13 protein-coding genes are annotated in these 17,609 nt (G+C 63.3%); 5 read left to right on the forward strand and 8 right to left on the reverse strand.

Going from position 1 to position 17,609, the window contains the following annotated elements:
* Positions 1-21: 21 nt before the first annotated feature.
* Positions 22-414 carry a thioredoxin family protein gene (locus ACOOE2_RS03995; protein ID WP_420381731.1) on the forward strand — a complete coding sequence of 131 codons (393 nt, stop codon included), beginning with the start codon at positions 22-24 and terminating at the stop codon, positions 412-414.
* A 116-nt stretch (positions 415-530) separates the two neighbouring features.
* On the opposite strand, the gene ACOOE2_RS04000 is transcribed toward ACOOE2_RS03995, so the two are convergent.
* Both ACOOE2_RS04000 and ACOOE2_RS04005 read right to left on the reverse strand, forming a co-directional pair.
* Positions 531-1,238 carry a DUF4197 domain-containing protein gene (locus ACOOE2_RS04000; protein ID WP_420381732.1) on the reverse strand — a complete coding sequence of 236 codons (708 nt, stop codon included), beginning with the start codon at positions 1,236-1,238 and terminating at the stop codon, positions 531-533.
* Between the two features lie 122 nt (positions 1,239-1,360).
* Complete coding sequence (locus ACOOE2_RS04005; protein WP_420381733.1) at positions 1,361-1,720, reverse strand: response regulator; 360 nt, start codon at positions 1,718-1,720, stop codon at positions 1,361-1,363.
* Positions 1,721-2,062: 342 nt separating this feature from the next.
* On the opposite strand from ACOOE2_RS04005, the gene ACOOE2_RS04010 reads away from it, so the two are divergent.
* Both ACOOE2_RS04010 and ACOOE2_RS04015 read left to right on the forward strand, forming a co-directional pair.
* On the forward strand, positions 2,063-6,919 hold the full coding sequence (locus tag ACOOE2_RS04010; protein ID WP_420381734.1) for a response regulator: 4,857 nt from the start codon (positions 2,063-2,065) through the stop codon (positions 6,917-6,919).
* 162 nt (positions 6,920-7,081) lie between these two features.
* The gene (locus tag ACOOE2_RS04015; protein WP_420381735.1) at positions 7,082-8,596 is read left to right on the forward strand and encodes a calcium-binding protein; all 1,515 of its coding nucleotides are present in this window, start codon (positions 7,082-7,084) and stop codon (positions 8,594-8,596) included.
* 64 nt (positions 8,597-8,660) lie between these two features.
* Here ACOOE2_RS04015 and ACOOE2_RS04020 read toward each other — a convergent pair whose 3' ends face one another.
* The gene (locus ACOOE2_RS04020; RefSeq protein ID WP_420381736.1) at positions 8,661-9,206 is read right to left on the reverse strand and encodes a TetR/AcrR family transcriptional regulator; all 546 of its coding nucleotides are present in this window, start codon (positions 9,204-9,206) and stop codon (positions 8,661-8,663) included.
* A 230-nt stretch (positions 9,207-9,436) separates the two neighbouring features.
* Between ACOOE2_RS04020 and ACOOE2_RS04025 the strand changes: the two genes are divergently transcribed.
* Together ACOOE2_RS04025 and ACOOE2_RS04030 are read left to right on the forward strand one after the other, a co-directional pair.
* On the forward strand, positions 9,437-10,438 hold the full coding sequence (locus tag ACOOE2_RS04025) for a cytochrome P450 (protein ID WP_420381737.1): 1,002 nt from the start codon (positions 9,437-9,439) through the stop codon (positions 10,436-10,438).
* A 308-nt stretch (positions 10,439-10,746) separates the two neighbouring features.
* A complete protein-coding gene (locus ACOOE2_RS04030) occupies positions 10,747-12,072 on the forward strand; it encodes an MFS transporter (RefSeq protein ID WP_420381738.1) in 1,326 nt (441 codons plus the stop codon).
* A gap of 53 nt (positions 12,073-12,125) precedes the next feature.
* Here the strand turns inward: ACOOE2_RS04030 and ACOOE2_RS04035 are convergent, their stop codons facing one another.
* The 5 genes from ACOOE2_RS04035 to ACOOE2_RS04055 all read right to left on the reverse strand — a co-directional run bounded on the left by ACOOE2_RS04035 (position 12,126) and on the right by ACOOE2_RS04055 (position 17,563).
* The gene (locus tag ACOOE2_RS04035) at positions 12,126-13,811 is read right to left on the reverse strand and encodes a Tad domain-containing protein (protein WP_420381739.1); all 1,686 of its coding nucleotides are present in this window, start codon (positions 13,809-13,811) and stop codon (positions 12,126-12,128) included.
* Between the two features lie 85 nt (positions 13,812-13,896).
* Positions 13,897-14,556: a TadE/TadG family type IV pilus assembly protein gene (locus ACOOE2_RS04040; RefSeq protein ID WP_420381740.1), complete on the reverse strand. Its 660-nt coding sequence runs from the start codon at positions 14,554-14,556 to the stop codon at positions 13,897-13,899.
* Entirely contained in the window at positions 14,550-15,257 is a 708-nt protein-coding gene (locus tag ACOOE2_RS04045; protein WP_420381741.1) for a TadE/TadG family type IV pilus assembly protein, read from the reverse strand. Before ACOOE2_RS04045 ends, ACOOE2_RS04040 begins: the two co-directional genes overlap by 7 nt.
* A 133-nt stretch (positions 15,258-15,390) precedes the next feature.
* Positions 15,391-16,194 (reverse strand): DsbA family protein, encoded by an 804-nt coding sequence (locus ACOOE2_RS04050; protein WP_420381742.1) that lies wholly within the window; start codon positions 16,192-16,194, stop codon positions 15,391-15,393.
* Positions 16,195-16,204: 10 nt separating this feature from the next.
* Positions 16,205-17,563, reverse strand: coding sequence for a M48 family metalloprotease (locus ACOOE2_RS04055; RefSeq protein WP_420381743.1), 1,359 nt, complete (start codon positions 17,561-17,563; stop codon positions 16,205-16,207).
* Between the last annotated feature and the right edge of the window lie 46 nt (positions 17,564-17,609).

A 17,609-nucleotide genomic window follows, 5' to 3' on the forward strand; every position in this document is an offset into this window, starting at 1 on the left:
GACGAATTTCAGGAGAAAACCATGTCCCGCACATTTGCCACCGTTTTGTGTCTGCCCCTCGCCTTGATTGCGGCCACGACCGCCTCTGCCCAGCCGATCCGGCCCTTCAGCTTTGGTGCGTTGAAGGCCGCGCAAGCGGCGGGAAAACCTGTTCTGGTTGATGTCTTCGCACCGTGGTGCCCCACCTGCCGGGCGCAGGCACCGACAATTGATGCGTTGGCAACCGATCCATCCACCAGCAGTCTGGTCATACTGCGCGTCGATTTTGACCACCAGAATTCTGAGCTGGCCTTTTTGCACGTCAACAAACAGGCCACGCTGATCGCCTACAAGGGCAAAGCGGAAGTGGGCCGCGCGCTCGGCATCACTGATCCCGATCAGATCAAAGCGCTCGCCCGCAGCGCTTTGCGGTAAGCGCGGCATGTCCGGCCGCAATCGCCAATTTCCGCGCAGCGTGCACAGCTAGCGCCATTTCCCCGCATCAAAGCTCGATGAGGTATTGATCAGCCCTTGCCCGCCAGAGGCACGCTCTAAAACATCCCCTTCAACACCGACCCCGCCGGGCCCATCGGGTTGGCGCGCAAGTGGCGTTCTTCGGCGGCAATGTATGTGAAGATGCCGTTCAGGGCCTGCCGGGTTACCGATTCGCCGAGTTTGTCGCGGCCGGCGCCGATCAGCGCGGATAGCTGCGTGTTGGATTCGAGCATCCTGAACGCGCCGACCTGGCTCAGCGCGTCGTCGATCATCGGGCGCAATTTGTGGTGCAGGTCGGGGCCGGCGCTGGTGTGGAGGTATTGCGTGGCGCCGTCGCTTTTGCCGATGATGCCGGGCGCATCGGATAGCGACAGGTGCGAGATGGCGGTGTGGAATACCGGCTTGGCCTGAAGCGCCGCGACGCCGGCAGCCTGGTTGAGTTTGTGCGTCAGACCATCGGTCAGGCCGAATTTCGATCCGGCAGACATGACGCCGCCCAGCATGCCGCCAAGCCCGCCACCGCTGCTGCTGCCACCGGTGGGCAGGCCGATGCGTACCACGGGGTCACCATAGAATGCGCCGGGCACGCCGAGTTTGTTCAGTGCGGAATCGGATGCGTGATTGAGCAACGTGCCGAAACCGCCCGCACCGATCCCCGGAAAGCCGGCGGCGTGTGCAAGGCGCATAAACGGCAGCGCGGCCGCGCCGGCCGCCAGCGCGATCAGGACTGCACGGCGCGATAGTTCGTTTGAAAAGTCAGTCATTTTTGCCGCCCCACTGAATTTCAAACGATTGCATTGCGGAAAAATTTCACAAACGCACCCCGCACACAAGTGCGACGTGGGGCAATCCGGCAGACACGGCCGTCAGGACACAGGTGACGGTGTCAGGCTGCGGCCAGTCCCAGGTCCTGCAGCATTTCCACGATTGCGGTAAAGCGGAACGGTTTCATGATCCGGCGTTCCAGCGGGGACAGCGCACGCGGCGGCTCGCTGCCGCCGGTCGCATAGATCACGCGCAAACCCGGGTGGATCGCGATGGCTTTCAGCCCCAGGTCCCATCCGGTCATCGCGCCCGACAGGTTTATGTCGGTGAACAGCAGATCGATCGGTGCACCGCTCTCGATCAACGCGAGCGCCTCTTCGGCACTGGCAAACGCCTGTACCTCCAGGCCTGCATCGGTCAATTCATCGCACAGGATTTCGCGGATCAACACTTCGTCTTCGGCAACCAGCGCGTGGTACATTCCTGGCCTCTTGCTATGGATCTGGCCGGGTGGCGATCTCTGCGGCGACACTGCACAGGCCCGGGCCGGTGTTCAAGCGATCATTGTATGCGCGCAAGATATTACTAAGTTTTGGAACCTGTGGTGCGATCCGGTATATCTCACGCAGATCTGACAGCTAAGAAACGCGCGACATCTTCGTGTACAAGTGCACATTTTTGTCACGCATCCGCCCCATGTGGGTTATCGCCTTGCCTCGTAAGACCTGCCAACATGAATAGAATGCCTTGATGATAATGGTACGGATTCGCATTTGTGGTGATGCGCGCTTGGGTGCGATCTCCGTGCAAAGGATAATGGTGCATGGCGGCGGGTGACCAACAAACAGATACCGCGACGTGGGCATTTCTGAAGGGCGGCGGCGATCTCGGCGAGCGAATCCGCGCGCACGACTGGTCGCAAACGCCGCTTGGGCCACCGCTGCAGTGGCCGCAAAGCCTGAAAACCGCGCTCCAGATCATGTTGAGCTCGGGCCAGCCGACCTGGGTCGGCTGGGGCGCGGACCTGACCTATTTTTACAACGATCCTTACAAATCGATCATCGCCGACCGCCATCCGGCCGCGCTCGGCCGCCCCACCCGCGAAGTCTGGGCGGAACTGTGGGAATATATCAGCCCGCTGCTCGATCAGGTGACTATCGCTGGCGAGGGGGTCTATGTCGAATCGCAGTTCCTGCTGATGGAGCGCAGCGGTTATCCCGAAGAAACGTATTTCACATTTTCGTACAGCCCGGTCCCGGGCGAGGATGGCAAGCCTGGCGGCGTGATCTGCTTCAACACCGAAGACACCAAGCGGGTCGTCGGCGAACGCCAGCTGGCCTTGTTGAGCGACCTTGGCGCGCGGATTGCCGATGCACGAACCCGGGTAGAGACCGGGCTTGCGGTCGAACAGGCGCTGGGCAGCAACCCGCGCGATATCGGCTTTGCGCTGTTGTACATGGCCGATGCCGAGCGCGGCGGGCTGACATTGACGGCTGCGTCGCAGATCGCGGGCGGCAGCGCCTGCGCGCCTGCGCACATCGCGCTGGATACGCTGCTATGGCCGATCGGTTCTGCGCTTTCGGCGCGAGAGGCGATCGTGATCGATGATGCGGCACAGCGGCTGGGCGCGAATGCGCCTGCCGGCGTCGAGGGTGTCGCGATCAAGACTGCGGTGCTGTTGCCGGTGGTGGGCGATCAGGGCCGGGGCGGGGTGCTGATCGTCGGATTGAACCCGCTGCGGCTGTTCGATGACGGCTACCAGAGGTTCCTCAACCTCGTGGCGGGGCAGATTTCCGCCGCGTTCGTCAGCGCCGAAGCCTATGAGATGGAACGCCGCCGGGCCGAGGCGCTGGCCGAGCTCGACCGCACCAAGACCGCGTTCTTTTCCAACGTCAGCCATGAATTCCGCACGCCGATCACGCTGCTGCTCGGCCCGCTCGAGGAAATGCTGGCGCAAGATACGTTGCCCGCGGCCAGCCTTGGCCTTGTCGAGGCGGCGCATCGCAACGGCGTGCGGCTGATGAAACTGGTCAACACCCTGCTCGATTTTTCGAGGATCGAGGCGGGACGGGTAAAGACCCATTTCCGCCCGACCGACCTTGGCGCGTTTACCGCAGACTTGGCCTCGTCATTCCGCTCGGCAACCGAACGTGCCGGGCTGGCACTGCGCGTCGATACCCCGCCCCTGTCGCGGCTGATCGATATCGATCAGGAGATGTGGGAAAAAATCGTCCTCAACCTGCTGTCGAATGCGTTCAAATTCACCTTCGACGGCGAAATCGCGATTACTTTGCGCGAAATCGGCGACATGGCGCAATTGACGGTGCGCGACACCGGGATCGGCATTGCCGAAGGCGACCTGGCGCGGATCTTCGAACGGTTTCACCGCATCGAGGGCGCGCGCGGGCGCACGTTCGAAGGATCGGGCATCGGCCTGGCGCTCGTCCACGAACTGGTCAATCTGCACGGCGGCGATGTCACGGTCGCCAGCGAACCGGGCGCGGGATCCACCTTCACCATCGCCATCCCGATGCAATCGGACATCCGGGTGCAGGAAACCGCCACGGTGCTTGCGGCCGTGCCCGCCCGCGCGGCCGGGTTTGTCGAGGAAGCGCTGCGCTGGATTCCCGAAGACAACGCAAGCGCGCCGCCAGAGCGGGAACTGCGCGCGTGGCCGGTTGGTTCGGGCCGGCCACGTGACGAACGACTGAAGATCCTGTTTGCCGACGACAATGCCGATATGCGCGATTATGTCCGCCGACTGCTGGAGCCGCGGTTCGATATCGAAACCGTGCCCGATGGCGAGGCGGCACTGGCACAGATCCGGCGCGCGCGGCCCGATCTGTTGCTGACCGATGTGATGATGCCGCGGCTGAACGGGTTTGAACTGTTGCGGATCATCCGCGACGATCCCGCGTTGCAGGATCTGGCGGTGGTCATGCTGTCGGCGCGTGCGGGCGAAGAGGCGCGGGTCGACGGCATCGAGGCGGGCGCCGACGATTACCTGGTCAAGCCGTTCAGCGCGCGCGAGCTGATCGCGCGCGTATCGACCAATGTCGAGCTGGCCGTGGTGCGCCGCCAGGCCGAGGCCGCGCTGCGCGAAGTCAACACGCAGCTGACCCGCCAGAGCGAACGGCTGAGCCAGATGTTCGAGCAGGCACCGACATTCATGGCGGTGGTGCGCGGGCCCGATCACGTGTTCGAACTGGCCAATCCCGAATATCTGGCCATGACCGGGCGTAGCGATATCATCGGCAAACCGATGCACGAGGCGCTGCCCGAAGTTGCCGAGCAGGGCTATATTGCGGTCCTCGACGAGGTTTACCGCACCGGAAAGCCGTTTGTTGCCGAAAGGGTTGCGGTCAATCTGGCGCGCACGGCCGATGCGCCGCTCGACCGGCGGCATCTCGATTTCGTCTATCAGCCGATGACCGACCACCTGGGCCAGATTTCGGGCATTTTCGTCCAGGGTACCGACGTGACCGAACGCGTCGATGTCGAGGCTGATCTGGCGCGGCAGAACTTGGTGCTCGAACGCCTGTACCAGACCGGCACTGCGATCGCGGGCGAACTGGAATTGCAGCGCGTGGTCCAGATGGTGACCGATGCCGGGGTCGACTTGTCGGGCGCCAGCTTCGGCGCGTTTTTCTACAACCACACCAACACCGATGGCGAAGCCTATATGCTGTACACGCTGTCGGGCGCGCCGCCGGAGGATTTTGCCCACCTGCCGATGCCGCGCATTACCGCGCTGTTCGAGCCGACCTTCGGCGGTGGTCCCGTGATCCGCTCCGACGATATCCTCAATGACCCGCGCTATGGCCAGAACCCGCCGTACAAGGGCATGCCGCCAGACCATCTGCCGGTGCGTTCGTACCTGACCCTGCCGGTCGTTTCGCGAAGCGGTGAGGTCATCGGCGCGCTGTTCTTCGGCCATGTCGAGCCCGGCCGGTTCACCTACGCGCATGAACAGATGGCGGTCGCGATCGCGTCGCAGGCCGCAATCGCCATCGACAACGCGCGGTTGTTCGACGCTGCGCAGCGCGAGATCAACCAGCGCAGCGTGGCGCAGGCGGCGCTGCGCGATCTCAACGCCTCGCTGGAGGAACGCATCGCAGCGGCAGTGGCCGAGCGCGAAGAGGTGGAGGAAGTGCTGCGCCAGGCGCAGAAGATGGAGGCGGTCGGCCAGCTGACCGGCGGCATCGCGCACGATTTCAACAATCTGCTGACCGTGATCACCGGCAATATGGACATGGCGCTGCGCATGCTCGGCGACGAGGATGCCAACCACCGTCTTCGCCGCGCGATCGGCAATGCGCTGAAAGGCGCGGATCGTGCCGCCGGGCTGACCCAGCGGCTGCTGGCGTTTTCGCGGCGTCAGCCGCTGGCGCCGCAACCGCTCGATGCCGACCGGCTGATTGCGGGCATGTCCGAATTGCTCAAGCGGACGCTGGGCGAAACGGTCCAACTCGAAACGGTGACCGCGCCGGGCCTGTGGCGGGTCGAGGCCGATACCAACCAGCTGGAAAGCGCACTGCTCAACCTGGCGGTCAATGCGCGCGATGCCATGCCCGGCGGCGGCAAATTGACGATCGAGACTGCGAACGCCTGGCTCGACCAGGCCTATGCCGATGCGATTGCCGAAGTCGCGCCCGGCAGTTATGTCGTGATCGCGGTCAGCGATACAGGCAGCGGCATGCCGCGCGATGTGGTCGCGCGCGTGTTCGAACCGTTTTTCACGACGAAAGAGGTTGGCAAGGGCACCGGCCTCGGGCTGTCGATGGTCTATGGCTTCGTCAAGCAGTCGGGCGGCCACGTCAAAGTCTATTCGGAAGAAGGCGAGGGCACGACGGTCAAGATCTACCTGCCGCGTCTGGTGGGTGAGGTGGTGCTGGCCGATGACGAGGCCGCCATTGCCGACCCGCACGACGGGCACGGCGAGACGATTTTCGTGGTCGAAGACGATGACGATGTGCGCGTGTACACTGTCGAAATCCTGCGCGAGCTGGGCTACAGCGTGTTGGAAGCGCCCGACGGGCCGACCGCGCTGCGCACGATCGAGCGCGCGGATATCGCGATCGACCTGTTGCTGACCGATGTGGTGATGCCGATGATGTCGGGGCGCGAACTGGCCGAGGCGGCGCACCTGATCCGCCCGCAGCTCAAGGTGCTGTACACCAGCGGCTATACCCGCAATGCGATCGTGCATGGCGGGCGGCTCGATCCGGGCGTGGAAATGATCCCCAAGCCGTTCACCTATCAGGCGCTGTCGGAAAAAGTGCGCGATGTGCTCGATTCGGGGCGGTCGGGACGGCTGCTCCTGGTCGAGGGCGACCCGCGCGTGCGGGTGCTCAGCGCCGAGGCGCTGATGCGCGCGGGCCATGCGATCGACGAGGCGGCCAATGCCGCCGAAGCGCTGGGCAAAGTGCGCGCCAGCGGCGGCGGCTACGATGCGGTGCTGCTCGATCTCGATCTGCCCGATGGTCGTGCAATCGGCCTGGCGCGCGAATTGCGCGCGATGCATGCCGATCTGGCGATCCTGCTGCTGAGCGGGGCGCAGGACCTGCCCGATCCGTCGCTGGCTGACGATCGCTGCACCGACTGGATCCGCAAGCCGTATCGTATCGACGATGTGCGCGAGGCGCTGGCACGGCTGGGGCGCCATCGCCGCGACGGATGAACGCCTCTATCGACGATGCGGTGAGGTACGTAATCGTATCGCCCCGCATCGCGATAAACGGTATTCATGTATTTGTTGGCAATACATATTTTTGGAAATGAATCCCCGTTTCACCAGGTCTGGTAAAACGGCGTCAGACGCTTGCCGACTATTCGAACGGTCATGACAAACGCAACCCCGACCTCCGCCGCCGCTTTCGTCGCCTCCATCGGCGTCGACGCGGCCATCGATTACACCGATGGCAAATATGCCAACATCAAGACCGATCTGGCCGATCTGAAATACCTGGGGGTCAGCCTGATCCGCACCGACGCCTACTTCACCGGCATGACCGGCCAGGCGGCGTACAATCTGGCGGCCAGCAGCGGCATCCGCTTCGACATGCTGCTTTATGCCAACAGCACGCCTGCCAACAGTGTCACCCAACTCGCTGCGTTCGCCACCGCGCATCCCGGATCGATCGCGGCGATCGAAGGGCCCAACGAAGTCAACAATTTCGCCGCCAGCTACAACGGGCTGACCGGCGCGGCCGCTGCGGTGGCCTTTCAGAATGCGCTCTATACCGACATCGGGGCCAACGCGACGCTGAACGGCACCACGGTCTACAGCTACACGATGAATGCCGGCGCGACCTCGACCACCGGCTACGACTACGCCGCGATCCACCCTTATGCCAACAACGCCAATGCGCCGCTGGCCTACCTGAAATCGAACATGGCGGCGGTGCCTGCGGGCAAGCCGTTCGTCGTTACCGAAACCGGCTATTCGACCTTGAACTCCGCATCGGGCGGGGTCGATGGCCATACCCAGGCAATCTATAATCTCGACATGATTTTCGATGCGAAATCGGCAGGCGCGGCGACGGTATTCGTCTACGAACTGCTCGATGCCTATGCCGATCCCACGGGCACCAGCACCGGCAACCACTACGGTCTGTTCGATTATACCAACACCGCCAAGCCCGCGGCCACAGCGCTTCATGACCTGACCACGATCCTGGGCGGCGGTCCGGCGACGTATACCCCCGGCACCGTGAGTTATACGATCAGCGGCGCGGATGCGACGACCAGCTCGATGGTCCTGCAGAAATCGACCAACACGTTCGACGTGGTGCTGTGGGACGAACAGAAGATCTGGAACAACACCACGCACACCGCAATCGCGGCCGTGTCGCACAGCGACACGATCCATTTCGGCAATGTCGAGGCCTTGATCAATGTCTACGACCCGATCCTGGGCACCGCGCCGATCGCGGTCTATACCAACACGTCGGCGATCACGCTGGCGGTGGGCGCCGATCCGCTGGTCGTGGAAATCACCAACCAGCCGGCAGCGGCAAGGGGCACGGTGGCGGGCACCAAGTCGATCGCCGCCGTCGCCTCTGGCATGACCATCACCGGCACCGCCGGCGCCACGATCACCGCCTCGGGCATTCAGGACACCTTTGCGTTCCACAGCGGTTTCGGTCTGCAACAGATCAATGGCTTTGCGCCGGGCGCTGCGTCACACGACGTGTTGCAGTTCGACAAGACCCTGTTCGCCAACTACGCCGCCGTCGCCCACGCGATGACGCAATCGGGCGCCAATGTCGTAATAGCGTACGATGCGCACGACCAGATCACGCTGAGCCATGAAACAATGGGGCAGCTGACATCGGCAAATTTCGTGTTTGTTTGAGCGCGGGGCGTCATCTCGAACACCAGCCACTGCACGCAAAGGTTGTGCACGCCGCACGCCACTTTCATCTGGCCGACAGCGGCGCAAAGACCAGCCGATCGATCAGCCCGGCGACGTCGGCATGATGCCGCTGTGGCTCGTGTTCCAGCCACCAGCCGAGGATCGACAACGTGGCACCGACGCCGTGGACAATTCCCAGTCCACGCGGCAACCAGGCAGGCGTATCCGCGTCGACCCCATTGGCCATCGCAATCGCACGCTGGGTGATATCACGCCGCATTGCGTCGCCTGCGCCAACGAGCAACCCCCTGCTCACAGAACGGCGCGCCTCGACAAATTCGGTCAAGGTCCGTGCTGCCGCAGGCGTGTCGCGCGTGTGCATGAGCGGGGCAACCAGCAGAACCAGGTCGCCAATCAGGCCCTCGGCAATATCTGCCAGCAATGCTTCGCGGCTGGGGTAATGGCGAAAGAACGTTGCGTAACCCAGCCCGGCGCGCGCGGCGATATCCTGCACGGTCACTTTTTCGAACGGTTGTTCGCAAACAAGCGTCATCAGGGCGGAACGCAAGGCCTGGCGCGTTTTGGCTATTCGTGGATCGGCTTTCGTCATTGCCCTTGTTTCCCGACATAACGATGCTACTTTTGATCTATAGTGGATCAAAAGTGGAGCGCAAGGTGCCCGATCAATCTATCGCAACATCGCCATGTCCCGCACGCGACGATCGCAAGTCGGGTGGTGTCGCCCAGGCCAACGGTGGCAGCGAGTCGCTCTTGTCCCTTACTGATTTTGCCGGCGCGCGCGCGCTTTTGCGCAATCCCGAAGCGAGACAGGCGGGATTTATGGCAGAGCTGATAAACAAGGTTTCGTTGACGCGTGCCCCGGTCCTTTATCAGCATGGCGCGGAACACCGGCGCCAGCGCGGCGCCACCGCGCGCTTTTTCGCCCCGCGTGTCGTCACCTCGGGCTACCGCGCGCTGATGGTGCGCACGACCGATCAGCTGGTCGCGCAATTCGAGGCCAAGGGATCGGCCCGGCTCGATGACATGGGCCTGGACATGGCCGTAACGATCGCTGCGGAGATTGTCGGGCTGACCGACAGCGATCCTGCCGGAATGGCAAAGCGTCTGGGGGCGCTCGTTGACGGGATGCCATCGGGCGGATCGCGCGTCCGCATGCTGCTTGCGTTTGCCCGCGGCCAGGTCCGGGCGCTCAATTTCCTGTGGCGCGATGTCAAACCGGCGATCCGCAGTCGCCGGCGCCAGCGGCGCGACGACGTCATCTCGCACCTGCTGAACGAGGGCTATGGCGACCGCGACATCCTGACGGAATGCCTGACGTATGGTGCAGCCGGGATGATCACGACGCGGGAATTCATCACGATGGCCGGATGGCACTTGCTCGAGCGCGACGACCTGCGTGCGCGGTTTCTGGGTGGCGACGAGCCTGCGCGCATCGCCATTCTGGAAGAAATCCTGCGGCTCGAGCCGGTTGTGGGGATGCTGTATCGGACCATACCCGGCGATGCTGCGCCACCCAGGATCATGATCGATGTGCGCGGCGCCAATGGTGACCCCGCGGTGTTCGGCAGTTGCCCGCACGCGATCGACCTGGACCGGGCGGTCTCTGCCAAAGGTGCGGGGGCCGGACTTGCGTTCGGCGATGGCGAACATCGTTGCCCCGGGGCGCAGGTCGCATTGCAGGAGTCCGCGATTTTTCTCGATCACCTGCTCCGCGTTCCCGGCCTTCGTCTGGTGCGCAAGCCCGATATCGGCTGGAACCCGCTGATCGCAGGATATGTCCTGCGTGATGCAAAGCTGACCTGCGAGAAGCCCCCGCGATGAACCGCTAGCGGCTGACCCGGCTATCCGCCGCCGCGCTGGAAAGACATACCTCTCGTACCTTCAGATCATGGCGGACCGGAACCTCGCACTCAGCGGGGTGCATCAGGGTGTTATGCCAGACCCAGACCTGGGCGCCTGCAGGAGATAGCCGGGGTTCACGGTAGTCGCACGACGCGAACGGTCGCTTTTTACGGTCACGGGTGTCGATAACAGGCTGTGAATGCGCGGGGCGCTGCCCGCATTGTCATCATTGCGACACGCAACCTTGCGCTTGTGGCGACAGGTTTGCGTGACGGAAAGGGCAAGGCGTGTCGGCTGTGGTGGAGCAGGCGGTCGGGATCGAAACCTGGCCGGATGCCGATGGTTTGGGGGATGCGGCGTTTCCCTCGCGCTGGATCGCCTTGCTGGTGGCGGCGCTGGCGATCCTGGCGACGTATTACGAAACCGATGTCATTGGCGAAATCGCCGATCTGCTGATCCGCCAGCGCGGGTTTACGCAAGGACAGATCGGCAGCCTGAACGCGGCGATGTATTGGCCCAACGTGGTGCTGGCGCTGGTCGGCGGGGTGCTGATCGACCGGCATGGTGCGGCACGGGTGGCATTGTGGACAGCGGCGATCGGCGTGGTGGGCGCGGTGATGACCGCGATCGGATCGCCCTATTGGGTGATGTGGCTGGGGCGGCTGATCTTCGGCATTGCCGAAGGGTCGATCTTCATCGCGCTGGTCGCCGGGCTGGCCTTGTGGTTCGGGCGTGCAGGGATTGCGCTGGCAACGGGCGTGTTCCTGTCGCTGGCGCGCGTCGGCTCGTTCCTGTGCAACACATCGTCGACCTGGGCGCGGCCGCTGTATGATGCAGGGTGGCAATCGCCGCTGTGGCTGGGCGCGGGGATGACCGTGGTCGGGTTGGCGGCGGCAGTGGTGTTCGCCATGCTCGATGCGCGCCGTCCGGTGGCGCGCGTGTCCGCAAGGGCTGCGCCGGCGCCGGCGGGCTGGGCGCGCCTGCGGTTCGATGCGGCGTTCTGGTATATCCTGGGGCTGCATGTGCTCTATGCGGCCGTCTTCTTTCCGTTCCGCCAGACCTATGCGGTCGAATATTTCCAGCATGCCAAGCATCTGTCGCTGGCGGCCGCGGGCCAGGTCAATTCGGGCGTCTTTGCCGCGGCGATCTTTGCCACGCCGCTGTTCGGGCTGGTGGCCGACCGGTTCGGCAATCGCGCGATGATGCTGGTGTTCGGCACATTGCTGCTGCCGGTGACACTGGCAGTGCTCGGGCTGACGGATCTTAGCCCGTGGGTTTCGACCGTGCTGATGGGGATCAGCTGGGGCCTGGTGCCCGCCGTGATCTGGCCGGCGACGACGATGATCGTGCCGCGCGCGCAACTGGGCACGGCGCTGGGACTGATCACGTTGATCCAGTCGCTGGGCATCGCGCTGTCGAACCTGGTGGCGGGCGCGCTGGCCGATGCCGCCGGGGCCGGGCCGCTGCATCCGCAAGGGTATGACGCCGTGTTGCTGTTTTTCGGCGCGATCAGCCTGGCGGCGCTGCTGTCGGTGGTGATGTTGTGGCGGCACGAAACCGGGCCGGACGGGCATGGCCTGGAACGGCCGGCCGATACCGGGTTTTCGATATGATCGCAGCATTGGCCACCCCCCTCCCCTGACGGGGCCCCGCTTTCAGGGTTGTTTCAGCGCGCCAGGTAGGAGCTTTGGACGACCGACTGGAACAGCTGGTTGAGCCCGGCAGCAATGTCGCCATTGGCGGCAACGGTGACGAACAGGTACGACCCGTCGGAATTCTGGGTGGAGCAGCTTTGCAGCGCCGCTGCGATATTGGGCACGACATTGCTCGCGGTCGAATTGAAGCTGGGATTGGCCGTATAGTTGATCGTACCCGGATCGTACTGGGTGTACAGGATCGCGATGCGCGCGTTGTAGGTATTTGCGGCCTTGATCTTGGTACACAATGCAAGGTCGCTGGTGGTCAGCGCCGTTGTTCCCGCCGCGGTGTCTTCCAGGCCGTCGGTCACGATCAGCACTACCGATTGGGGCGTGGCGGTGGTCAGGCCCGTGCCACCCGGATTGGGTAGGCGGGCGGTCATGCCCTTGAGCATGGCGCCAAAATCGGTGTCGTGGTTGTTGGTCGTGATCGAGGTGCTGGTCCAATAGGCGCAGGTTCCGCTGCATACGATCTGCGGTGCGTTGTCACCCAAGTCAGGAAACGCCGAATTCGCCAGAGTCTCTACCCCGGTCATCGCGTTGAACGGCGAGGTGGTGCTCAGCGGGATCGGGCTGCTGCTGGTCGATGCACCGCTACCTGCGACAGGCGTGATATTGAACGTGAAGAACTGCATATTGTAGACGACCGACGCGTTCTGCGCGGTCAGGTTCTGCTGCGCTGCCAGGTTCTGCTGGGCGGTCCATGCGGTCTGGATAACGCTGGCGGCCGCGGCCGTTGCGGCATCGCTGCGCAAGGTGATCGCTGCAGCGCCGGGGTTTACCACGCTGTAGTTTTGCGCCAGCCACCAGGTGTCGGGGAAACTGACCGAAACCGTGACATAGTTCGTAGCGATGTTTGTTTTATTGAGTGGCAGATATTTCAATGTAACAGGATTGTTCGCCGGACCGGATGCTGGAGTGGTCGTGCAATAGCTCTCCGAATTCAGGATGGACCCATTTGTACCAACCTGCACATTGTTGTTGTCATAGACTGCGTACGTGGTGCCGCTGGAACACGAAACGCGATAGAACGGGACCGAACCACTGCTGGTAAGATAAATCGCGTTCTTGTTATTGTCGATTACATACGTGCCCAGGTTCCAGACCTGCATGTTGGTGGCATGGCAGGCAAAGTCACAGCCGTCGCTGCGTCCGTAAAAATACTTTTCACCCGACCAGATCGCGCCACCTGCCAGTGACGAGATGCCGGTGGTTGTCGTCGGCAACAGCATCGACGGGCTGGTATCAAGCGCGACATAGAAATTGAGGCTTGGCGGTTGCGCCGCCGTCGCGGCCGCAATTCCCGAAATCGACAGGCTGGGCATGCCGAGCAGGCTGGCAAAGATGTTGGTGGACTGGGCGGTATATCCCACCGTTGCAGAACGCAGGCTGCCGGTGCCATTCCCGTCGAGCACGTTGACCGCCACCTGCAGGTTGGTGATGCCGCTCAGCGTCGCCGCTTGCGAATTGAACACCGCAGCGGCGGCATCATGGGGCTGCGGCGCTTTGACATACAGCATCTGCGGATCGACGGCCATCAGTACGGCAGAGTCGGCAATCGCATTGAGCTGCGTCTGCACGGTTTGCGCACGGCTGTAATCGACGACGAAACCCATTGCGAACGTCAGCGTCAGCATGCCGATGGCGGTCATCATGATGACATTGCCTCCGGTATCCCGGTGCAGATCCACCACGAACCGGCGCGCACAAGAACAAAGAAATTTGATCACGAACGCACCCTCAAGTAAGCCTTGGAACCATGTACACATAATAGCTTAAAGGAATGACCGACGTAAAACCATAAGTATAGGATGGCATATAAGTATAGGATACTTGGCCGATGTACATATAGCCTCCGGCAGTCCCGACTTGTGTCGTGGTACTGGTGCTGGCCGCATAATTAGTGCAGACATTGCTGCCGTCGGGCGAAACCGGAATAAATGGCGATCCTGCCGGGATCAGCGTCGACGGTATCGGCACGACGCTGGCCGCGCTCAACTTCCCCGCGGTCTCCGTCGGGGTCGTGGCCGTCACGGTGCCGGCGCCATCCTGGGTCTGGGCCTGCGACCATACGACATAGGCATGCGTCGCGTCGCAGATCCGCAGCAGGGCCACGTCTTCGGTCGCCCTGGCCACGCCATAAGGCGTGAGTGTGATGACAGCGGCGTTCATGTAGCTGGTGGCATTGAATGTGCTCGGGCTCGCCGTAATCGCGCCGGGCGACTGCCCGCGCGCCAGCAGATCGGCCAGCGTGCGTGCGGCAACGCCAAGTTTGCGGTTGCAGGCGATCAGGTCGGTCACGGTGTAGCTGCCGATATACAGCGTCAGCAACAGCGGCAGGGCGATGGCGAATTCCAGAATGACCGATGCATTCGTTTCGCGTGCAAGGCGTCTCAACATGTGCCGACCGTCCCTGGCGGGCATGGATAGCCCTCGGTGTTGATGACTTCGGTTGCGGTCAGGATGCGGTTGCCGGCGGGCGTGTTGCCCATCGACATGCCCAGCGGGCCGGTGACGGTCGGCCACAGGTACAGCAGTTGCACGACCAGCACCTGGTTTTGCGTGGTCGCGCCGCTCTGCACCGAAAAGCTGGTGCCGACGATATTGCCGTTGGCATCGACCGACAGCGTCGGCGGAGTCGTGTTGCTCGATGTAAAACTGCTCGCCGGCACGACATTGACGTAAAGGCTGCTGCAATCCAGAAATGGCGGCAGCAAACTCCCCCCGAAACTGGTCTGGGTCGAGGCATTGGCGCTCGCGCTGTACGACAGCGTGCCACAGATGGCGGACTTGAACTGCGCGGCGGTCATGCCGGTGTTCTGGGTCGCACCGTTATAGGACTGGAATGTCTGGATCTGGCCTGTCAGCAGCAGACGCGATGCCTGTTCGGACGCGCTTTCAAGCCCTTCCTGCGCCAGGTAGATCAGCACGGTGTTCATGATGGCCAGCAGCACTGCGATGAACATCGGGGCAAGCAGCGCAAATTCGATCGACGCACCGGCCTCGTCGCCGATCAGCACAGTCCACCAGAACCCGCGCGCCGGCGCGTCCGGCCTGCGCGACGGGTCAAAGCGCCCGCAAAAAGATGCCTTCTGGTCCATAACCAGACGTTTATAAGCATCAGGGGTTTAAGGATCGGTTTCCAAATGGCGCTGTCGTGGCCCGAAGATGGGCGATTTCGCGCAAAAACCTGGTTAATCGCGCCGGCGTTGCGACACGCGCGGCAAAGTCAGATCACGCCGGCGTCACGCCCTTGCGCGCTGCATCGACCGCCGCCTGCAGCTTGTCCTTGCCCACTGCGCCCGAAATGATCTGCCCGCCGATCGTGAACGCCGGCGTGCCGCTGACGCCCAGTTGCCGGGCAAAGGCCAGGTTGTGTTCGATTTCCTGCTGCACTTCTGCCCGCGCCGCATAGGCGCGCGCCGAGGTGAGATCGAGCCCGGCTGTGGTCGCGGCGGCGGCGATGCTGGCATCGTCGGGCCGCTCGCCGGCAAACATCGCGGCATGATACGCGCCGAATTTGCCCTGCGCGGCGGCGGCCAGCGCCATCTTTGCCGCCGGTTCGCTGGCCGGCGCGATGATCGGCAATTCGCGCAGCACGACTTTCAAATCGGGATTGGCCGCGACCAACGCATTGATATCGGCGACGCTGCCCCGGCAATAGGTGCACGAATAATCGCTGAATTCGACCATGGTCACCGTGCCGGCCGGATTGCCCAGGATCGCGCCGGGAAAGGGTGATTCGACTGCCGCGCGTACGGGTTTCAGCCGGGCAGCGGCCTCGCGCGCCTGCAACTTGTCCATCGCTTCGGGCAGGATTTCAGGGTGGTCGAGAATATAGGCGTGAACCAGTTCCTCGAATGCGACGCGTCTGGCCGGATCGATTCCGGCGCGCGCGAGGTCTGCCGAAACCGTATCATCGCCGTGCGGGCGCAACCGGCCGATCAGCCCGACCGAGCCCGCGCCAAGCGCAAACAGCACTATCGCCAAGAGGACGAGGCGAAGGCGTGACGGATTTTTTCCGGGATTGATCTGCATGGCGCCGGGCCTACTTCTTCTTGCGCTTGTGCTCAACCATCGCGCGCGTGCTCATCGCGATGTCCTGCGCGCGCAGCCAGTCGGGTGATCCCGCGGGCAGCGCCGCCTGCGCCGCTTCGGCATTGCGCAAAGCCTCGACGTACTGCAGTTGCATCGCTTCCTGCTCGGCGCTGGCCAGCCGCGCGCGCGGGGTGTCGCCGTTCGCTTCATAGACCATGCCCAACTGATACCAGGCGAACGGGTTGTCATGGTCCTTGACCACGGCGGCTTTCAGCACGCGCTCGGCCTCGGGAAAATTGGCGCGGTCTTCGGTCGCGAGCAGCGCGTGGCCGAACGTGGTGGCGATCAGCGGCTGGTTCTGCGTCAGCGCAACCGCACGGCGCAACGGGGGGATCGCATCGGCTGGTCGCCCGGATTCGAGCAGGACCTGGCCCTTCAGTTCCAGCGCATAGGCATCGTCGGGTTCGGCCGCCAGAATCGCGTCGGTTTCGGCCAGCGCTTTGTCCATGAACGCCTGTTTGTGATAGGCATAGGCGCGTGCGTAATGCGCCGGTATATCGTTAACATATTCGGGGTACGCGGTCAGCGTCTGCTGCGGCTCGGCCAGATAGCCGTACAATTTGGCCTTTACCCGTAGAAACCGGCGTTGCAGCGCGGGGTCCTCGGGACGCTTCCATGCCGGGTCCTGCTCGAACGCATCTTTCAGCGTGGTCAGTCGGTCATCGGTCATCGGATGGGTGCTGTACCATTCGTCATCGGGCGATTTGCGATAGCCGGCGCGGTATTCCATGTTCTGCAGTTTCTGGAAGAAATTGACCGAACCGCGCCCGGAAATCCCCGCGCCCGCCAGGAACTTCACGCTGGCCGCATCGGCCGTTGCCTCCTGCGCGCGGCTGAACGCCAGGTACTTGCCCTCGGCCGCGGTCATTCCGCCCATGAAAATTCCCAGGCCCGCCTCGGGCGATCCGGCTGCCGCCGCCGCCGCGCCCAACAGCAGCGACAGCAGCGTGATCGCGACCGCGGGGCGCGATCCTTCGCCCCCACGGATCGCATGACCGCCGACGATATGGCCGAGCTCGTGCGCAAACACGCCCTGGACTTCTTCGGCATGGTCGGCCTCACCAATCAGGCCGGAATTCATGTAGACCGTCTGTCCGCCGGCGACGAACGCGTTGACTTCGCCATCGTTCAGCAGGACGACATTGACATTCCTGGGGTCGAGCCCCGCGGCGGTGACGATCGGCGCCGACATCTCGCGAAAGAACGCCTCGGTCTCGGCATCGCGCAAGACTTCCTGTGCCTGCGCAGGGGCCGCCCCCAGCGCGAGGACGAGCGCAAGGGCGGCGCGGGGGACAGGGTTGCGGAGCACGGAGCCAATTATGCTCCGGCTGCCTGAACCGCTCCTGACCGGGATC

The sequence above is a fragment of the Novosphingobium sp. genome (genome assembly GCF_965214355.1).
Taxonomy (GTDB): Bacteria; Pseudomonadota; Alphaproteobacteria; order Sphingomonadales; family Sphingomonadaceae; genus Novosphingobium.